The organism is Mucilaginibacter sp. KACC 22773 (assembly GCF_028736215.1).
Lineage (GTDB): Bacteria > Bacteroidota > Bacteroidia > Sphingobacteriales > Sphingobacteriaceae > Mucilaginibacter.
In genome coordinates this window covers 6,238,213-6,256,339 of sequence record NZ_CP117883.1, presented here as the reverse complement: position 1 = coordinate 6,256,339, position 18,127 = coordinate 6,238,213, and the positions used below count along the sequence as shown (strand labels likewise).

At 44.3% G+C, this 18,127-nt stretch carries 11 protein-coding genes; all 11 read left to right on the top strand.

All coding sequences use genetic code 11. The features are described from left to right. The first annotated feature begins 5 nt into the window (after positions 1-5). Positions 6-635: a hypothetical protein gene (locus PQ469_RS25915; protein ID WP_274210264.1), complete on the top strand. Its 630-nt coding sequence runs from the start codon at positions 6-8 to the stop codon at positions 633-635. A gap of 210 nt (positions 636-845) precedes the next feature. Continuing rightward, a complete protein-coding gene (locus PQ469_RS25910) occupies positions 846-1,130 on the top strand; it encodes a hypothetical protein (RefSeq protein ID WP_090641923.1) in 285 nt (94 codons plus the stop codon). 278 nt (positions 1,131-1,408) lie between these two features. Next, the gene (locus PQ469_RS25905) at positions 1,409-1,927 is read left to right on the top strand and encodes an RNA polymerase sigma-70 factor (protein ID WP_177183721.1); all 519 of its coding nucleotides are present in this window, start codon (positions 1,409-1,411) and stop codon (positions 1,925-1,927) included. Between the two features lie 196 nt (positions 1,928-2,123). Next, the gene (locus tag PQ469_RS25900; RefSeq protein ID WP_274210263.1) at positions 2,124-3,218 is read left to right on the top strand and encodes a S41 family peptidase; all 1,095 of its coding nucleotides are present in this window, start codon (positions 2,124-2,126) and stop codon (positions 3,216-3,218) included. A 44-nt stretch (positions 3,219-3,262) separates the two neighbouring features. After that, positions 3,263-4,375 (top strand): helix-turn-helix domain-containing protein, encoded by a 1,113-nt coding sequence (locus tag PQ469_RS25895; RefSeq protein WP_274210262.1) that lies wholly within the window; start codon positions 3,263-3,265, stop codon positions 4,373-4,375. Positions 4,376-4,600: 225 nt separating this feature from the next. Next, positions 4,601-5,683 (top strand): FecR family protein, encoded by a 1,083-nt coding sequence (locus PQ469_RS25890; RefSeq protein WP_274210261.1) that lies wholly within the window; start codon positions 4,601-4,603, stop codon positions 5,681-5,683. A gap of 189 nt (positions 5,684-5,872) precedes the next feature. Then, the gene (locus PQ469_RS25885) at positions 5,873-9,244 is read left to right on the top strand and encodes a TonB-dependent receptor (RefSeq protein ID WP_274210260.1); all 3,372 of its coding nucleotides are present in this window, start codon (positions 5,873-5,875) and stop codon (positions 9,242-9,244) included. A gap of 4 nt (positions 9,245-9,248) precedes the next feature. Next, entirely contained in the window at positions 9,249-10,724 is a 1,476-nt protein-coding gene (locus PQ469_RS25880; RefSeq protein WP_274210259.1) for a RagB/SusD family nutrient uptake outer membrane protein, read from the top strand. 113 nt (positions 10,725-10,837) lie between these two features. Beyond that, positions 10,838-13,036 (top strand): alpha-N-acetylglucosaminidase, encoded by a 2,199-nt coding sequence (locus tag PQ469_RS25875; RefSeq protein WP_274210258.1) that lies wholly within the window; start codon positions 10,838-10,840, stop codon positions 13,034-13,036. Between the two features lie 609 nt (positions 13,037-13,645). Beyond that, on the top strand, positions 13,646-16,597 hold the full coding sequence (locus tag PQ469_RS25870; protein ID WP_274210257.1) for a beta-galactosidase: 2,952 nt from the start codon (positions 13,646-13,648) through the stop codon (positions 16,595-16,597). Positions 16,598-16,787: 190 nt separating this feature from the next. Continuing rightward, positions 16,788-17,915 (top strand): acyltransferase family protein, encoded by a 1,128-nt coding sequence (locus tag PQ469_RS25865; RefSeq protein ID WP_274210256.1) that lies wholly within the window; start codon positions 16,788-16,790, stop codon positions 17,913-17,915. The last annotated feature ends 212 nt before the right edge of the window (positions 17,916-18,127 follow it).

The window sequence follows — 18,127 nt, the reverse complement described above, 5'->3', positions numbered from 1 at the left end:
TTTAAGTGAATCAGTTTAGTGTAAAATTTCAGGACAGGATAAATAACTTTTTTGATTCAGCAACATCTGCCGGGGAAAATACCGGGCTTTTAATCGATGTGCTTGAATATGCAAATGCCGATCCCCATCGCTTTAAAAAAGAGATAAAAGAATTGCAGTTTGAATCCATGCTATCATCGCCATTGCCTGTTGTTTTGGAGGCCCTTGCCGTTGATACTGCGAATTGGGGCGAATTTTACGTAGACGTTTTAAGGGATATATTTGAAAAGGCCCGTGAAGTTAAAAAGCCGAAGGAGGTATTGGGTTATTTAATGGAGTTTCATTATATCGAAAATGATCTACTGCCTTTTAATCAAAAGATTGTAGATATATTGATGCGGGAGATGGAAACTGAAATAGTGGAAATAAAAATTGCTGTTATCAACACCCTGGCAAACTATATTTTAAACCCATCTATTAAAAATAAAGAGTTAATTAATACGGTTCTGTTCCAAAGCCTGAATGATCGGAATTGGAAGGTCAGATGTTTTACTTATGAACTTTTAAGCCTGGAAAACATCCTGCCCCAAGGGCAACGTTTATCTGTTAAAGACCAGTTGCTGAAATTGGTTTTCGGCTCACCACCTGCCGTCTGAGTATTTTTGTCATTCTGTGTAGAAAAGATGCAGCTTTTTTACAACTGTACTGAAAGCCAAACAATGTTACCTATCTATCCATATTTCAAATTAAAAAATATAACTAATTGATTAATAATGTATTTTTCATGAATTTGGTTTAATTTTTGTTGCATACAACGTAACAAAACATTCTAAGTTTACGTCTATTACCTGTAAAAATGATCGATCATGAAAAACAATAAAATAAAACTTAATAATCAACTCACCAGCAGGGTGATAGACCTGCATAACCAGGGTTACACCGACGATTTTTTGCCCGTAAAAGATGAATTCTTTTGCCTTCAAAACAGCGAGAACTTTTCGCCTGCCGATTTAAACATCCAGGTAATTGACCAGTGTTTTGATCAATTCAGCAATACATATAAGTATATCCATACTATCGAAACCACCACCGGCAATAAGGGTTTGTTAATGGCCGATTTGATGTTTGCCGATATGGAAGCGGTAAGTTAATATGCATGCCTGTTAATGACGGGCTTCATTCCGGTTACTCGGTTTTGCCTTAAAAGAACACCCGCAAGTTTAATTTGCGACAGGTGACTAATGGGCGTTTATACCACTACAATAACGGCCCCGCGCTGCTCTAATTTCTACATTGATAAATTACTTAAAACGATTTTTTCTGATCCGGCTTAAATTGTTAAAATTGCAGTACTGAAAGCGTTACATTTATACTGCTAAACAGGCAATTTCATATACTGAGAAAATTAACCGGTTTGAGTATACAGGATTTGATCAGACGTATCCAGATTAATCAAGATGAATCTGCATTTAATGAACTTTACAGGCAACTGTTTGGTAGGTTGTTTCAGTTTGCCTATTCGTTTTTAGGAGACAAGGAACCTGCGGAGGAAATTGTTAATGATATATTTGTTAATGTTTGGTTAAGCCGTAAAGATGTGGGCAAGGTGCTCAATATCCAGGTATACCTTTACGTTACTGTAAAAAATGCCTGTTTAAATTATTTAAGGGGCACTTCATCAAAACAACTTAAAGAAGTAAACATAGCCGAAGCTTATTATTTTCACCTATCGGTTGATCCGGCTCAACTGCTCATTAGTAAAGAATTGCAGGCAGTGCTTTTAACGGCTGTTGATAGCTTGCCCCCGCGTTGCAAACTCATTTTTAAAATGGTTAAGCAGGATGGCCTGTCCTGCAAAGAAGTGGCCGCCATCCTCGGCCTATCCGATAAAACCGTATTTGCACAACTGGCTATCGCGCTAAAAAAGCTCGAAAGTATCCTGTTATAGGCCTCTTCACCCGGTATTTTTTGTAAATGGCATAAGCCGAGTTTACACCTTTTACATTGTAAGACTTTACACATCAGGACATTTGTTCTCAGGCAATCGTTCACCACTCAAATCGGGATTTGAGCGTTATACTAATTGGAATTCGTCAGGAACTCTTGCAATTTTGGTCCCTTAGAAAGATCCCAGGATAAACCTTATGAAAAAAATTGTATTCACCTCGTTATTGCTGATCGCGTATGGTTTGCCCGTACAGGCGCAGGATAAAGCAACTCAAAAAATGGGCGCTGCTGAACGTAAAGCAGTGATCGACACGCTCGTCGTCAAAGTCAATGCTCTTTATGTCTATGAGGACGTCGCTAAAAAAATGGCTACAGCGATCCGGCAACATCAGCAGCACCATGACTACGATACGATAACCAGCCGCGAGGTGCTTGCTAAAAGATTAACCGCAGACCTGCATGCCATCGCTGGTGACGGGCATTTAGGTGTAGAAGCTTCGGCGACGCCGATCATCGAGGAAAAACCTGAAGCGCCGTCGCAGGAAGCTGCCGATGCCTTCCGTAAAACCTGGGCACGCAGTAATTTTAATTTCAAAAAGGTGGAGCTGCTGGACGGCAATATCGGCTTGTTGCAGGTGGACTCCTTTTTTCCCTCGGACTGGATCAAGGACCTGGCCCTGTCTTCCATGACATTCCTCGCTAACTCAGACGCCATTATCATCGATATCCGTAAAAATCACGGTTTTGCCGACGGCGGTTTTTTGATTGCGAGTTATTTCTTCAATAATCCGGTACACTGGAACGATAATTATGACCGCGATGCCAGGACGCTGCGGCAGTCGTGGACCTTACCGGTGGTTCCCGGTGTAAAGCTGGCCGACAAGGAGGTTTATATACTGGTCAGCAAGGACTGCTTTTCTGCATCGGAAGATTTCGCGTATAATATGCAGGCCCTCGGCCGCGCAAAAGTCGTCGGGGAGGTCACTGGCGGCGGGGCGCACCCTACCAAACCCTACAAGATAGGCACTTATTTCCTGGCCGATATTCCATTTGCTTACAGCGTAAACCCTGTTACACACACCGATTGGGAAGGCAAAGGTGTACAGCCGGATGTACAGGTACCCGCGGACGAGGCGCTGCTCACCGCGCAGCTCATGGCGATCAAAGCCCTGGTCAAAAAAATACCTGCCGGAACTGACCGTACCGCCGGGCTCCAAAAAGTGATCGCGCAAAAAGAGCAGGAACTGGGTCAACTCAAAGCAAAAAAGCAGAGAGCCGTGGAAACTTTTTGAGTGTGCTGCCCATTGCTTAGCTTTACGCTAAGATTCAGCCAGCCATGGGTATTCACTTTAATCTTTTTAATATTGTCCTGCTTTTTGGCATCGTACAAGGGGTGATTATCAGTTTCACCCTATTGTTTCCCGGAAAAGATCACCGGCAGGCTAAATATTTCCTCGCGGCTTTCCTGCTGGCGCTGGCCTATAATAGCTTTGGTACCTTTTGCTGGAGTTCCGGGCTCAGCCTTCCCTGGTTTTATCTTTTTGACCGGAGTTTCCCTTATACGTTTATTTTTACGACCGGGCCCAGCTTATACCTTTATGTCAAGACGATCACAGGCGCCGAAAAAATACCGGCAAAAGTTATATTGAAAAGCTATTTGCCCGCTATCGCAGACCTGGGCCTTCGGTTGGCTTTAATGAGCTACGGCCTAAAAAAGACCAATCATCTTTACCACCCGGCGGCCCTCATCCTGATGGTCGTTATTTTCTGGGCTTACCTGCTATCGGCAATTCGCCTGTTCAGGCACTCGTCATTGCAGATGCCAACGGCAGAACAATTTCAGTTAGCCTCCTGGACCAAAATATTCCTGGCCGTTTTGATGGGTGTCGCATCGCTTTGGGCAGTGACGATCTTCGGCACAGTGCTGTTCCAATTGCGCACACTGGCGTATTTTGAACCCATTGAAGTCCTTTTGGTCATCTTTGTTTACTGGATAGGGTTGAGAAGTTATCATTGCGCAAGGGTTGTATATATCCAGGCTCAACATGCCGTCAAAGCGACTGTAGATAAACTGACCATGGAAGATGCGGAGGTTTATATCAACTTGTTAAAAAATGCCATGGAGACCGACCGCTTATATCTTGACCCTGCACTGTCGGTCAGCAAACTTGCCGATATATTGAAACTCAATGTCAAATTGCTGTCGGCTGTTTTGAATGGGCATCTGAACAAAGGATTCAACACCTTTGTCAACGAATATCGCGTGAATGACGTCAAACAACAACTGCTTCAACCAGCCTATGACCACCTGACCAATCTGGGTATTGCTTTGAATTGCGGATTTAAGTCGGAGGCAACCTTTCATCGTGTCTTTAAAGAGATTACCGGCATGTCTCCGTCCGCATTCCGGAAAAACAACCATCAACATGCCGCTGACAGTTTAACTTAATCAATCCAGATTTAGCAATAATAAGCTAAACCTAACCAGATGTACGCGGAACACTTGGTCCCGTCTGGTTATGATGTCCAAAATGTTAGCAGTGTAAAGTCTTCTGATGTAGAAAGTGTAAACTCACCTTATGTTATTTACATTTTTGGCGCGGTTAAAATTTATTTCAAATTCTTTTAGGAAAATCGCGGTTGCCAGGTGTCCTTACACCAGATCGACTAAATTATGGGAAAATCAAGATTTATTGAGCTGATGGCTAAAAGTATGGACGGATCGGCCAATAAGGAAGAGTTGGATGAACTCGAACTATTCTTAAAACAACACCCCGGATATAAAAAAATTCAGCAAGTAACAGATGCCTTAACAGGTACACTTAATAACAACGACGAAATTTTGCCCACAACCATAAACAGTAAGCTGGATGAGTTATGGGTTAAAATAAAAGATTCTGAAGAAACAGAAACCGAAATTTTTGCAGGCAACGTACGGCCATTTAACTGGAGGTGGCTTGGCGCGGCTGCGGCTGTCGCCGTGCTCGGTTTGTTTGGCTTTTTGTTTTATAGCCAGCGGGCCAACCAACAGCTTAACGCCGCTGTAACAAAAAAAATTGACGTGCCTTTTGGCAAAATGATGCAGGTTACTTTATCAGATGGTACCAAAGTGAAGCTGAATGCGGGCAGTCATTTTTCGTACCCTTCGGTTTTCGAGGCCGGGCAAAGGGAGGTTAATTTAGAAGGGGAGGGCTTTTTTGAAGTGACCAAAAATCCGAAGAAACCATTTTTGGTGCACACCGCCGGCTTCACGGTAAAAGTTTTAGGTACAGTATTTAACGTAAAAGCTTACCGCGATGATAAAACTACCGAAACTACTTTATTAAAAGGAAAGGTGCAGGTTGAGCTGGCCGATGACCCGGAAAAGAAGATCATTTTATCGCCGCATGAAAAACTGACCATTAATAACCCGGCACAAATTGTACCTAATCAGTTTGCTAAGGCTACTGTTGCCAAGATAAAATATGAAGTAGCCACATTACCGGTTGTAAGCAATGATGCCTATGTGGAAAATGCCTGGATAGACCACAAAATTATGTTTGCCAATAATGATTTTGAAGATGTTGCCCGGCAAATGGAACGCAAATACAACGTAAAAATAGTTTTTGCAGACGAAGCCCTTAAAAAAGAGCAGATAAGCGGCGTGCTTGAAAATGAAAGCCTGGATACTGCCCTGAATTTCCTGAGACAAATTGTGCCGTTGCAATCAAAAATTGATGGCAGTACGGTGTACTTATCCTATAAGAACAAAAAATAAAACAACATAACTAATATTAACTTAACAGCAGCACATGAAGAGAAACAATTACTTATCAGATTCCTGAAAACCCATAAATAAACAAGGGAAGAGGTGCAACTCTTCCCCGCAAAAATCTGGGATTTATCATTGTGAGTAAGCGAGTTGGAACCGAGCTTACTCTATCCATTAATTTTCAAAACAAATGTAATGAAAAAAACAAGAAGGGCATTTGCCATTCCGGGTGCCCCCGTATGCCTTAAAGTTATTTTGCTAATGAAAGCAGTTTTCTTGCTAATCCTGGTTACCTGCATGCAGGTTTCGGCCAGTGTTTATTCACAACAGAAATTTACACTCAGCATTAAGCAAACCGAGGTAAGTACTATACTTGCCAAAATTCAAAAACAAAGCGATTACCGTTTCTTTTACAACTACGCCGCCATAAAAAAACTGGGCAAGGTTGATATTGACGTTAAAAACGCTTCTATCGAACAAGTGTTGAACTCGCTTATGGACAATAAGCTGCCCTACAAAATGGCCGATGACCACGTAGTGATCATATCAACAGCCGAAACCGCCAATGCCCTTTTGCTTGTAAAAGGAAAAGTGGTTGATGGCAAAGGCGAACCGCTCATTGGCGTAAACATCAGGCTGCAGGGTACCAACCTTGGGGTAACAACCGATGTTAACGGTAACTTCGTAATAAATGCCCCGGTTAACGGTGTATTGGAGTTTAGTTATATAGGCTTCGAGAAAAAGATAGTGACCGTAACCGGTGACCAGCCTTTGTCGATCTCCCTTGTTGCTTTACCATCAGCTTTAACAGAAGTTGTTGTAGTAGGCTATGGCACCAGTAAGAAAGTAGATGTAACCGGTTCTGTAGCCAGCATTAAAGGTACTGATATTCAAAACTTGCCGGTAGCATCAGCTGCACAGGCTTTGGATGGCCGCGCCAGTGGTGTAAACATTGTGCGTAACGATGGTTCGCCGGGTGCTGCGCCAAGTATCAGGATCCGTGGTACGGGTACTATTAATGATGCCAACCCCCTTATTGTTATTGACGGCGTACCAACCAGCAACGCCGATGCGTTAAGTGATATTAACCCTAATGATATTGCATCTGTCGAAATATTAAAGGATGCATCCTCAAGTGCTATTTATGGTACAAGGGCTGCAAATGGTGTGGTGCTGGTTACTACCAAGAAGGGTACTTACAATCAAAAGCTATCAACATCGGTTAATTTTTACAACGGTTTTCAAAATACAACCAAATACATTAAGCTGCTTACCGCTCCTGATTTGTACAAATTGAAAAGAGAGCGGTATACCAATGATGGTGCTACTATAGATGCGCCATGGACCGATACCTATTATGCAACTCAGCGTACTGATTGGCAGCATGCCATTATGGGTACAGGGCATGTAACCAATGGCGATGTAAGTTTACAAGGTGGTAACGATGTATCTAATTATTATCTTTCGCAATCAATTTATAACGAAGACGGTATCATCGACAAAACCAACTTTAAACGCTACGTTACCCGTATCAATTCTGAACATAAAATAACCCCATGGTTTAAGCTGGGCGAGAATGTGCAGTTATCTTACGGCAATCAAAATGGATTTGATAATAACAACTCGCAAACAGGTTTAATTTTCTCGGCTTTACGGTTTAACCCCGCTATACCCCTGGTTAATCCCGATGGTACATACGGAACATCAAAAGCTTATGCCAACCAGTTAGGTGATATTAACAGCCCTTATGCCACCATTCAGGAGGCCGATAAGTACACAAAAAAATATCGTGTACTGGCTAACGCGTTTGCTGAAATTTCATTTTTAAAGGAATTGAAACTGCGTGTTAACTATGCGTTTGACGGCTCGCTAATACGCAATTACAACTTTAATGTTGCCGATGTTAACCAGACAAGGCCAAACCAAACATCTACCCTTACACAAAGCGAGGAGGAAGTATCGTCTCAGCTGCTCGAATCATTCTTAACCTACGATAAGCTTTTCGGTAAAAGCCACGTAACCTTTACTGGTGGCTATTCTTATCAAAACTTTAAAGACTACGGCTTTACAGCGCAAAGAGTTGGCTATGATGATACCGACCCCGATCAAAGAGTACTTAACCAGGGTGCCCTTCAGCTTAACTCAAATATAATACCACAGCCAACATCTCTTCAGTCGGGTTTTGCAAGGCTGTTTTATGATTACGACAGCAGGTTTCTGGCAACGGTAACTTTCCGCGCGGATGGATCTTCAAAATTTGCCCCCGGTAACCAGTGGGGTTATTTTCCGGCCTTTTCATTGGGATGGAGGCTGTCTAACGAGCAATTTATTAAAAACATAACCTGGATAAGCAATCTTAAATTAACCGGTGGTTATGGCGAACTCGGAAATCAGAATGTTAGCCCCTACCAATACTTAAGTTTATTAAAAATAGGAAGCACCTACGAAAACAATGGCTACGCATTTGGCGGCTCGGGAGTAAGTGGTGCCGCAGTTACCAGCATTGCCAACCCCGATATTACCTGGGAAAGGGCTGCCATGACCAACATTGCACTTGATGCCGGTTTTTTAAATAACCAGTTAAATACTACTGTAACGTGGTTTAATAAAAACACCAAAGATATGCTGATATCGCCTCCGGTAGTAGGCACATCAGGTTCGGTAGCAATCCCTAACCAAAATATTGGCACCATGAATAACAAAGGTGTTGAGGTTGAGGTTAATTACCAGGGCGGCGATGATAAATTAAAATACTCGTTTGGCGCAAATGCATCTTTCATTAAAAACAAGGTAACCCAGTTAAATGGCGAAGGCACGTTTATAGGTTCTACTGTTTACGGCCGCTCAAGCCAGGAAATTTCACGTACTTACCAGGGCCAATCGATAGCGTCGTTCTATGGCTGGAAAACAGATGGATTATATCAAACCCAGGCCGAGATAGACAATGATCCCGCGCTTAAAAATGATTCGCGCAAAAGCTCGATTAGGCCTGGCGACGTTAAATTTCTGGATTTAAACAGAGATGGTTTAATTGATGGTAACGACCGCACCAACCTGGGCAATCCTAACCCGAATGTTACAGCAGGTGTCCAGGGCAGTATATCGTACAAAGGGTTTGATTTATCGGCCAATTTTACCGGTGTATTTGGCGTAAGCTTATACAATGCCGATAGGATGCAGGGCATCGATCCAACTTATCCGTTTAACCTGTATGCCGAAGATTTAGGCCGCTGGACAGGCGCCGGTACAAGCAATACCATTCCCCGTTTATCGCTTGACCGTGCTAATGATAACTACCGCACATCCGATTTGTTTGTAGAAAGCGGTAACTATTTCAGCCTTAAAAACGTCACGTTGGGCTATACTTTACCTTTCACATGGTCTAAAAAAGCCGCCCTTAAAAGTGTAAAATTGTACGCTTCCGGGCAAAATGTCTTTATGATAACCAAATACAAAGGCTATACACCCGAGTTAGGTTATACCAACGGCAACCTGCAGCGCGGCGTTGATGTGGCTCAGTACCCATCGGTACGTACAATTACATTCGGTGTAACAGTTAAATTATAAAATCATGAAATCGAACAAAATATTATATATAGCAATAGCACTGGCTTTATTTAACAGCAGCTGTAAAAAAGCACTCGATTTAAAGCAGCAGGGGGTTTATACCTCTGATAATTATTTCAGAAATGAAACAGATGCCGTTACCGCCGTTAATGGGATATACAGCATTTTACCTGAAGAAGATTATATTGGCCATGCCGAATGTACATTTGATGTACCATCTGACGATTACTGGCGCTCGGGCGACCACGGCGAAGATGAAGGTATTGAAAATTTAACTTACGATGCTTCAAACGCGGCTATCAGGTACCCCTGGAAATGGCGCTACGAAGAAATAAACCGCGCTACCAATTGCATTATCAATATCCCTAAAATCACCGCTATATCTGCCGATATTAAAAATCGCAGCATGGGCGAGGCTTATTTTTTAAGAGCGTTTGGCTACTGGCGCGGAATGTTAATTCATGGCGATGTACCAATTATCACAGAGGATGATTACTCGAAACAATTATTTAACGTTCCCAAATCGCCGATTGAAGAAGTTCGTAAACAAATAGAAAGCGATTTGCTGAAGGCTGTTGACCTGCTGCCGGAAAGTTACGATGCTTCAAATCTCGGCCGGGTAAGTAAAGGCACAGCATTGGGGCTTTTAACCAAGCTTTACATGAACTGGGAAAAACTTCCCGAGGCTATTGCAACCGGACAAAAGGTAATATCCAATTCGCATTACGCATTGGCTCCCAATTACACCGATAACTTCACCCGTGCAAATGAAACCAGCACCGAAATGCTTTTTTCTATCCAGGCGGTACAAAACGTGTTACCAAATGATTTTACGGTTTACTATATCCCAAGGCCATGGGGCGGTTACGGCTTTAGCCAGCCTTTACAGGGATTGGTAAATGAGTTTGAAGCTAATGATCCACGTAAAGCTGCAACTGTATTAAGTGTTGGCGACAAAGTTGATCTTGGTGATGGCAAAGGCTTAACTACCTTTACCGCTGATCTGTCGGCAACCGGGTTCGCATTTAAAAAATACGCAGTATTTAACACGTTCGCCGATGGTGGCGGTGTTGATCATAGTTTTGCTGTACCTTTAATGCGGTCGGCCGATATTTACCTGCTGGTAGCCGAAGCTCTTATACGTACACAAGGTGCCGGCGCGGGCGATGTGCTGATAAACCAGATAAGGCACCGGGCTTCGCCATTGTTGCCACCCGTTGTAGGTGCAGGTATGACACAGTTAATACATGAGCGCCGTGTTGAACTTGCCGGTGAAGGCGAGCGCCACCAGGATTTAATGCGCTGGGACAAGAAAAATATTGTTGATATTGCAGCCATATACAACAAGGCGGTTTCAAAAGCACCGCTTGATCAGTCGAAAACAGTGACTTTTGTTCGCCCTAAAAATTATTATTTCCCGCTGCCGCAGGTAGAAATTGATAAGAGTAAAGGCGTTTTAGTACAAAATCCAAACTTTTAAGTAAAATGATCTATTAAATGCCGGTAGCCAGCAATAATTTGTTAAGTCAATTTGTGTTGGTCACCGGCATTTTTATTCTATAAAAACCCAAACAAACAGAACCAGCTTAAATAATGAAAAAAGGTTTATTGATACTTATTGTTACTGTTTTTAGCTTAAACACCTATGCCCAGGTTGATCAGAAAGCATCGTATGAGTTCATTGAACGTATCATCCCCGGTAAATCAAGCGCGTTCCTGGTTGAGCCAATAACGGCAGATAACAATAAAGACGCGTTTGAACTGGATAGCCGCGATGGTAAAATAGTTTTACGTGGTAACAACGGGTTATCTGTAGCTGCAGCTTTAAATTATTACCTTAAAACCTACTGCTTTTGCGATATAGGCTGGAATGGTACTAATTTAAACCTGCCTGCAAACCTGCCCGGGGTAACCGCCAAAATTCATAAAACCACGCCTTATCAATACCGCTATTACCTTAACTACTGCACATTTAATTATACCATGGCCTGGTGGGACTGGGCCCGCTGGCAAAAGGAAATTGACTGGATGGCGCTCAACGGTATCAACATGCCGCTGGCTATTACCGGCGAAGAAGCTATTTGGCAGGATGTATACAAAAGCATGGGCTTTACCGATAAAGAACTGGATGCATTTTTTTGCGGGCCGGCCTATTTTTCCTGGTTTTGGATGGGCAACATTGATGCCTGGGGCGGCCCGCTGCCACAGCATTGGATGGATAGCCACAGGGCACTGCAAAAAAAGATCCTGGAGCGCGAACGTTCATTCGGCATGAAACCTGTATTGTCGTCATTTACCGGCCACGTACCACCGTCGTTTAAAGACAGGTTCCCGAAAGCCAAAGTAAAAAGAACAAACTGGGATGCAGGCTTTCCTGATGTATTCATTCTTGATCCTGATGATGAACTTTTTGAAACCATCGGCAAAAAATATATCGAAGCTCAAAACAAGGAGTTTGGTACCGACCATTTATACTCGGCCGATACTTTTAACGAGAATGTACCACCCACAAATGATTCAACCTACCTGGATGGCATGAGCAAAAAAGTATTCCGCTCCATGACCGCTGCCGACCCAAAAGCGGTTTGGGTAATGCAGGGCTGGATGTTTCATTACAACAATAAATTCTGGCAGCCGCAACAAATAAAAGCCCTGCTGAACGCGGTACCTAACGACCAAATGATTGTACTTGATTTGTACAGCGATTCGCACCCGGTATGGAACCGTACCGAAGCCTACTATGGCAAGCCCTGGATCTGGAGTATGCTGCAAAACTTTGGCGGCAACATCAGCCTGTTTGGCCGCATGCGCCACGTGGCTGCTGATCCGGCCGTCGCCCTGCATGATCCCGAATCAAAAAACCTGGTTGGTATAGGCATAACGCCCGAAGGTATTGAACAAAACCCGGCCCTGTTTGCCCTGATGCTGGAGAATGTTTGGCGCGATACACCGATTGATGCCGATGCCTGGGTAAATAATTATGCCCACAGGCGCTACGGGCAAACCAATGCCAACGCCTCCGAAGCCTGGCATATATTACTGAACACTGTTTACAGCAGTGGCCTGAGCGAGGGTGGCCCCGAATCGATCATTGTGGCCAGGCCAACCATGCAGAAAACTATCGACAGGGTTTTAACCAAATTGAGCTATGATCCCCTAAAGCTGGCCAAAGCCTGGCAGCTATTGGTAAACGCCGCCGATAGCCTGAAACAAAGCGACGGTTATCAATATGATGTAATTGACGTAACCCGGCAGGTGCTGGCTAATTATGCATCGCCATTGCAGCAAAAAATGGCATCGGCCTACAAAAGCGGCGATAAGGAAGCCTTTAAACAATACAGCACAGCCTTTTTACAGCTGATGGATGACATGGACGATTTGCTAAGCACCCGCAAAGATTTTTTATTGGGCAAATGGATTAACGAGGCCAGGGCCAACGGCATTACCGACAAAGAAAAGAACCTGTATGAACTAAACTCCCGCGACCTGGTAACCCTTTGGGGCGATAAAGAAAGCGGATTGAGCGAATACTCCAACAGGCAGTGGGCCGGCCTGATAAAAGGGTATTACAAACAACGCTGGGAGCTATACTTTAGCCAGCTAAACAAAGCCATGACCACAGGCGCCGCCTTTGATGCCAAAGCGTTTGATACCCAGGTAAAAAACTGGGAATGGCAATGGGTAAACAAACACGATAATGCTTATACCGATGTTGCCAAAGGCGACGGGGTACAAAAGGCGAAGGCGCTGTTTGCAAAGTATAATAGTTTGGTGTTGCAGGCGGCGTATTGATAAAGTAGGTTATTTTCCATCTGTCATAATGAGTGGTAAAATCCATTGATTAGGAAGGAAAAGTGACGACTATCGCATGGCGGCCAAGACTCACCCGGCGAGGCTGCGCCCGCCACCCTCTCTTCACCTGCGGTGGAAAGAGGGGCTTGAGTGTTGAAAATCAACATGTTATAAAGGGAAAAAAATAATAAATTTTCAAGCCCCTCTTTCCGGCGAAGCCGAAGAGAGGGTGGCGGGCGGAGCCTCGCCGGGTGAGTCTTAGCCAGCGTTTAAAGCCGACCGTATCGGTGAAGATGCCTATAGAGACACAGGCATCGGGAAAAGAATGACGTATGTTGCAGGCGGCGACGACTCACCCCGAACATCGCTACGCTCGTTCTGCCCCTCCGACTGCGTCGTATAGAGGGGCTAAAAAAGAAAAAGGTAAGAAAATAAAAATGAGCTTCACCCTCTTTGCGGCTTTAGCCGGAGAGAGATTCGGCCAGCGCAGCGAAGCCGGGGTGAGTCGTCGCCAACGTTCAAACGCCGTGAAAGTCGGCGGAGTAATCAACAGAACAAGGAAGAAACCGGCATCCTCCGCAACAACAAAATACATTGAATCATAAACACATGATCAAAAGCACATACCTCCTTCTAACAATCCTGATTTGCCTGGCGTTTAGCATAACCATAAAAGCCCAGGATAGTAACGACCACATTTTCCCGCCATCTGCAGCGGCTAAATCCTACATCAATTTTGATAGCAAGGGCTTTTTGATAAATGGCAGTCGCACGTTTATTGTATCGGCAGGGTTGGAGTATGCCCGCATCCCGCACCAGCTTTGGCACGACAGGTTGCTGCGCATAAAGCGTGCGGGATTTAATTGTATCGAGATATACACCATCTGGAACTTTCATGAAGCCCAGGAAGGCAAATTTGATTTTACCGGCGACCGCGATCTGAACCTGTTTTTAAAGCAAGTTAACGACTTAGGTATGTACGCCATTGTACGCGTTGGCCCGTATTATTGTGCCGAGTGGGATAACGGCGGCTACCCCATCTGGCTTAAATTTAAGAAAGGCCTGAGTGTTCGGGAAGATAATCCCTTGTTTGAAAAATATGTCGACAGGTTTTTTGATCACCTTTTACCTATCGTGATGAATAACCAGGTAAACAAAGGGGGGCCGGTAATACTGGTGCAGTTGGAGAATGAGCATCCCAAAGGCTGGGGTACCATGATGCCCGATGGCTATTTTAAACATTTGCAAACCAAGGCGCTGAGTATGGGCCTGCAGGTGCCTTACTTTTTTAGCGGCCTGCACCACGCCAGCGATCCGGCAGGGGATGGCAAACTGGACGACGCTGCACGGCCAAACCCATGGTTTTCTACCGAGTTTTGGAGTGTTTGGTATTCGCAATACGGTGCCAAACCTGGTGACGACCAGCTTTACGACAGGCGCACCTGGAAAATCATCGCCAACGGCGGCAATGGTTATAATTATTACATGGTGCACGGAGGATCGAACTTTGGGTACACCAATAACGATGAAGACGCGGCATCATATGATTATGGCGCGGCCATTGGCCAGGCAGGTGATTTACGGCCAATATATTATGCCTTTAAACGGGCGGCCTGGTTTAGCCGTAGTTTCGAAGAGGTGCTGGAAAATAGCGTAAACAACAGTGACGCTTACAGCAATATAGTTTCGGAGCCTGCCTTAAAAGTGAGCGCACGTAGAAGCCCAGCCGGTGCGATTATATTTTTGGATAACACGGGACAGCAACCCATAACCACATCATTGGATATTGCTGATAAAAACCTGACTGATAAAAAGGTAAGCGTTTTGCCCGGCGAGATATATCCCTTAGTCCATAACTATAAACTGACAGATGAGGCTACCCTCAATTGGGCGCTGACAAGGGTGTTTGCCATTGTAAGACAGGGTAATACCACTACGGTTATTACGGATGCCGAAGCCGGATCGCCCTTGTCTTTATATTTTAAAACCCAGGGCAAGGCATCAACAGAAAACCCCAACGTAAAAATTGACGGCGAAAATGTAAGCATTAACCTAACTATGCCCTCCATTATCCAGCCATTGGAATATAACTTTAAAGCAGGTACGCAAACCATCCGTGTGCTGGCTATGAACAGGCAGCTAACAGATAAAACCTATATCGATAAACCGCACAATACCCCCTACATTATATGTGGTGCGGATTATGTAGGAAAAATTGAGATTAATGATCAGCCTTTTACCGCTGATATAGAGCAGCCCTTACTAAAAGATAAAAAAGACCCGGTTTGGATTTACACGGCTCAAAAAACGGTGCTTTTAAAACAGATTCCATCAACAACGGTCAATCAGCCCAAAACAGTAGCACTCAGCAATTGGGAATTTAAAAATGCATCGGGTGCGTCTGCCGTAAATTATAACGCGGATAAATGGCTATCCTCAAAGAACCCTGTACCGATGGGTGCCGACGGCGATGTAACGGCCGATGCCTGGTACCGTACTACAATTACCACCCCGGTTGCAGTTAAATACACCTTGCAGGTAAAAGGCGGCGGCAGGGGGCAGGCTTTTGTTGACGGTAAGCCTGCTGCTAAATGGAAACTGAACGATGGAGAGCTAACGCTCGACCTGAAAAAAGGTAAACATACCCTTGCTATTTTTGCGGCGCATGATGGTAGGGACAAACTGGCAGCTTATCTTGGGCCGATTGATGAGGTGGACAGTAAAGGTGTGTTTGGTGTGGCGCTCATCAAAAAAGGAGGTCCGTTTATCAGCGAGTTAAGCAACTGGTATTTTGCCAGGGCCAATAAAATAAGCGATGTTAAACAAGGGCCACCGGCGTTTGATACCACCATATTTAAACCGTATAAAATAAACACCGATGTTTTTAATTTAAAGGAAGGATATGGTTGGTTTACCACAATTATACCACAACAGCCCGCAGGTACATCAAAAATCACCTTGCAGTTTAAAAGTGTGGACGAAAATGCTACGGTATTTATCAATGGCGAACAGGTATTTAAACACGATGGCTGGAACCAGCCTTTTGAAGTTGATATTGCAGATGCATCTGCTTTAAAAGCTCCTATCCGGCTTGCTGTGTTTATAGAAAACTACTCTAACGAGGGCGGCATTGATCAGCCTGTAAAAATTAATGCCATTGGCGACGCGCCTGCCGTAACCGGCTGGAAAATGAAAGGCGGTCCCGGCGATGCGCTGGCTGTAAAAGGCTGGCAAAAATTTACCGGCAAGGTTAAAACCAATGCCCCTGCGTTTTACCGGTCAACCTTTACCGTACCACGGGCAAAAGGAAAGACCTTTATCTGGCGGTTTGAGCCAAAAGGGCTGGGGCATGGCTCGGTATGGGTTAACGGGCATAACATTGGGCGGTACCCGGAGAAGATATCCATTACCAGTTTATACATCCCCGAATGCTGGCTAAAAACAGGCCCGAATCAATTGGTGATTTATGATGAAGATGGAAAACAACCCGGTGATACAATGATTGTGGCCGAACAGGAAGCAGGCCGCACTATAATACAAATAAATACAGATATTAAATAATCAATGAGTATTCGTTATTTGGTTTTAAATTCCCCTCTTGAGAGGGGGCGGGCAGGAATGGTGTAATGGCAGGGGTGTGTTTGAACGCGCGATAACACACCCCTGCCCCTCTCGAGAGGGGAACCCACTGCACCGGGCCGTTTGAACCAAATAGCAAAATAGCATATAGTCAATAAATAATCAATACAACATGGCAATAAGTACTGAAAGGTTTACCGCATTAGATATTTTTAGGGGGATGACCATCTGTTTCATGATCATTGTAAACGCGCCCGGCTCGGGCGCGGATGTGTGGACGCCGCTCGACCACGCCCCATGGATAGGTTTTACACCAACCGACCTGGTTTTCCCGTCGTTCCTGTTCGCAGTAGGCAACGCCTTAAGTTTCTCTAAAAAGAAATTTGAATCGGATGCCGCCTTTATCGGTAAAATATTTAAACGTACGGTTATCATCTTTTTATTGGGCTACCTCATGTACTGGTTCCCATTCTTCCACCGTGTTGCCGACGGCTGGGCTTTTAATCCGCTAAGCCATACCCGCATAATGGGCGTGTTGCAGCGCATAGCCTTGTGTTACTTTTTTGGTGCTTTGATTGTTCATTATTGCTCTCAAAAAACGGCGGTTATCATCTCGGGGTTACTGCTGGTTGGCTACTGGCTTTTTTTAATGCTATTTGGCGAGGCAGGCAAGGAATATACCATGCTGGGCAATGCCGGTACCAAACTGGACATTGTGTTGTTGGGCAACGATCATTTATACCACGACAAAGGCGGGCCCATAGCTTTTGATCCCGAAGGTTTACTAAGCACACTAACCGGGATAGTAAACGTGATAGGCGGTTTTTTAGCGGGCGCGTTCATCCAACGCAAAGGTAAAACTTACGAAACCGTGGCCAAGCTCATGATGTTTGGCGGGTTGCTTATCGTATCTGCCTTGTTCCTTGGCCAGTTTTTCCCTATAGCCAAAAAACTGTGGACAAGCACATTTTCGCTCCTCACCATCGGTATCGACCTTACCATATTAGGCCTGCTGATATTTGTTATTGAAATAGAAAAAGTAAAACGCGGCACCAACTTTTTCCTTATCCTGGGCCGTAATTCCTTAGCCATTTACCTGCTGTCCGAGTTACTGCTTACCGTTTTACAAACCGTATGGGTAGCCCCCAAACTCAGTTTTTATGATTGGATAAACCAGGTTTTTTACCAGCGGGTGTTCCCCGGCGCGCTGGGCACATTGGTATTTGCCATTTGCTATATGATGCTGTGCTGGCTGGTGGCTTATGTATTGGATAAGAGGAAGATATATATTAAAATATAACGGGGTGAAAAAGTTGAAGTATTGTTTAAGAATGTTGTTAGACGCTGGAAAAACAACTGCACAATTGGCATCCGGAATCTTTGAAGGACGTAACGACAAATCGGCGAAAGACTTACGGAGTTTTCAAAACTTCGTAAGTCTGGATAAACCACGTTTTTGTCATCCTGAGGAACGAAGGATCTGTCCGCCACTTATAGCCCACGGAAAAGTTA

Coding starts and splice junctions, on each gene's coding strand:
- PQ469_RS25895 (WP_274210262.1), top strand. CDS start 3,263: ATGGGTATTCACTTTAATCTTTTTAATATTGTCCTGCTTTTTGGCATC.
- PQ469_RS25885 (WP_274210260.1), top strand. CDS start 5,873: ATGAAAAAAACAAGAAGGGCATTTGCCATTCCGGGTGCCCCCGTATGC.
- PQ469_RS25870 (WP_274210257.1), top strand. CDS start 13,646: ATGATCAAAAGCACATACCTCCTTCTAACAATCCTGATTTGCCTGGCG.
- PQ469_RS25900 (WP_274210263.1), top strand. CDS start 2,124: ATGAAAAAAATTGTATTCACCTCGTTATTGCTGATCGCGTATGGTTTG.
- PQ469_RS25880 (WP_274210259.1), top strand. CDS start 9,249: ATGAAATCGAACAAAATATTATATATAGCAATAGCACTGGCTTTATTT.
- PQ469_RS25890 (WP_274210261.1), top strand. CDS start 4,601: ATGGGAAAATCAAGATTTATTGAGCTGATGGCTAAAAGTATGGACGGA.
- PQ469_RS25910 (WP_090641923.1), top strand. CDS start 846: ATGAAAAACAATAAAATAAAACTTAATAATCAACTCACCAGCAGGGTG.
- PQ469_RS25875 (WP_274210258.1), top strand. CDS start 10,838: ATGAAAAAAGGTTTATTGATACTTATTGTTACTGTTTTTAGCTTAAAC.
- PQ469_RS25865 (WP_274210256.1), top strand. CDS start 16,788: ATGGCAATAAGTACTGAAAGGTTTACCGCATTAGATATTTTTAGGGGG.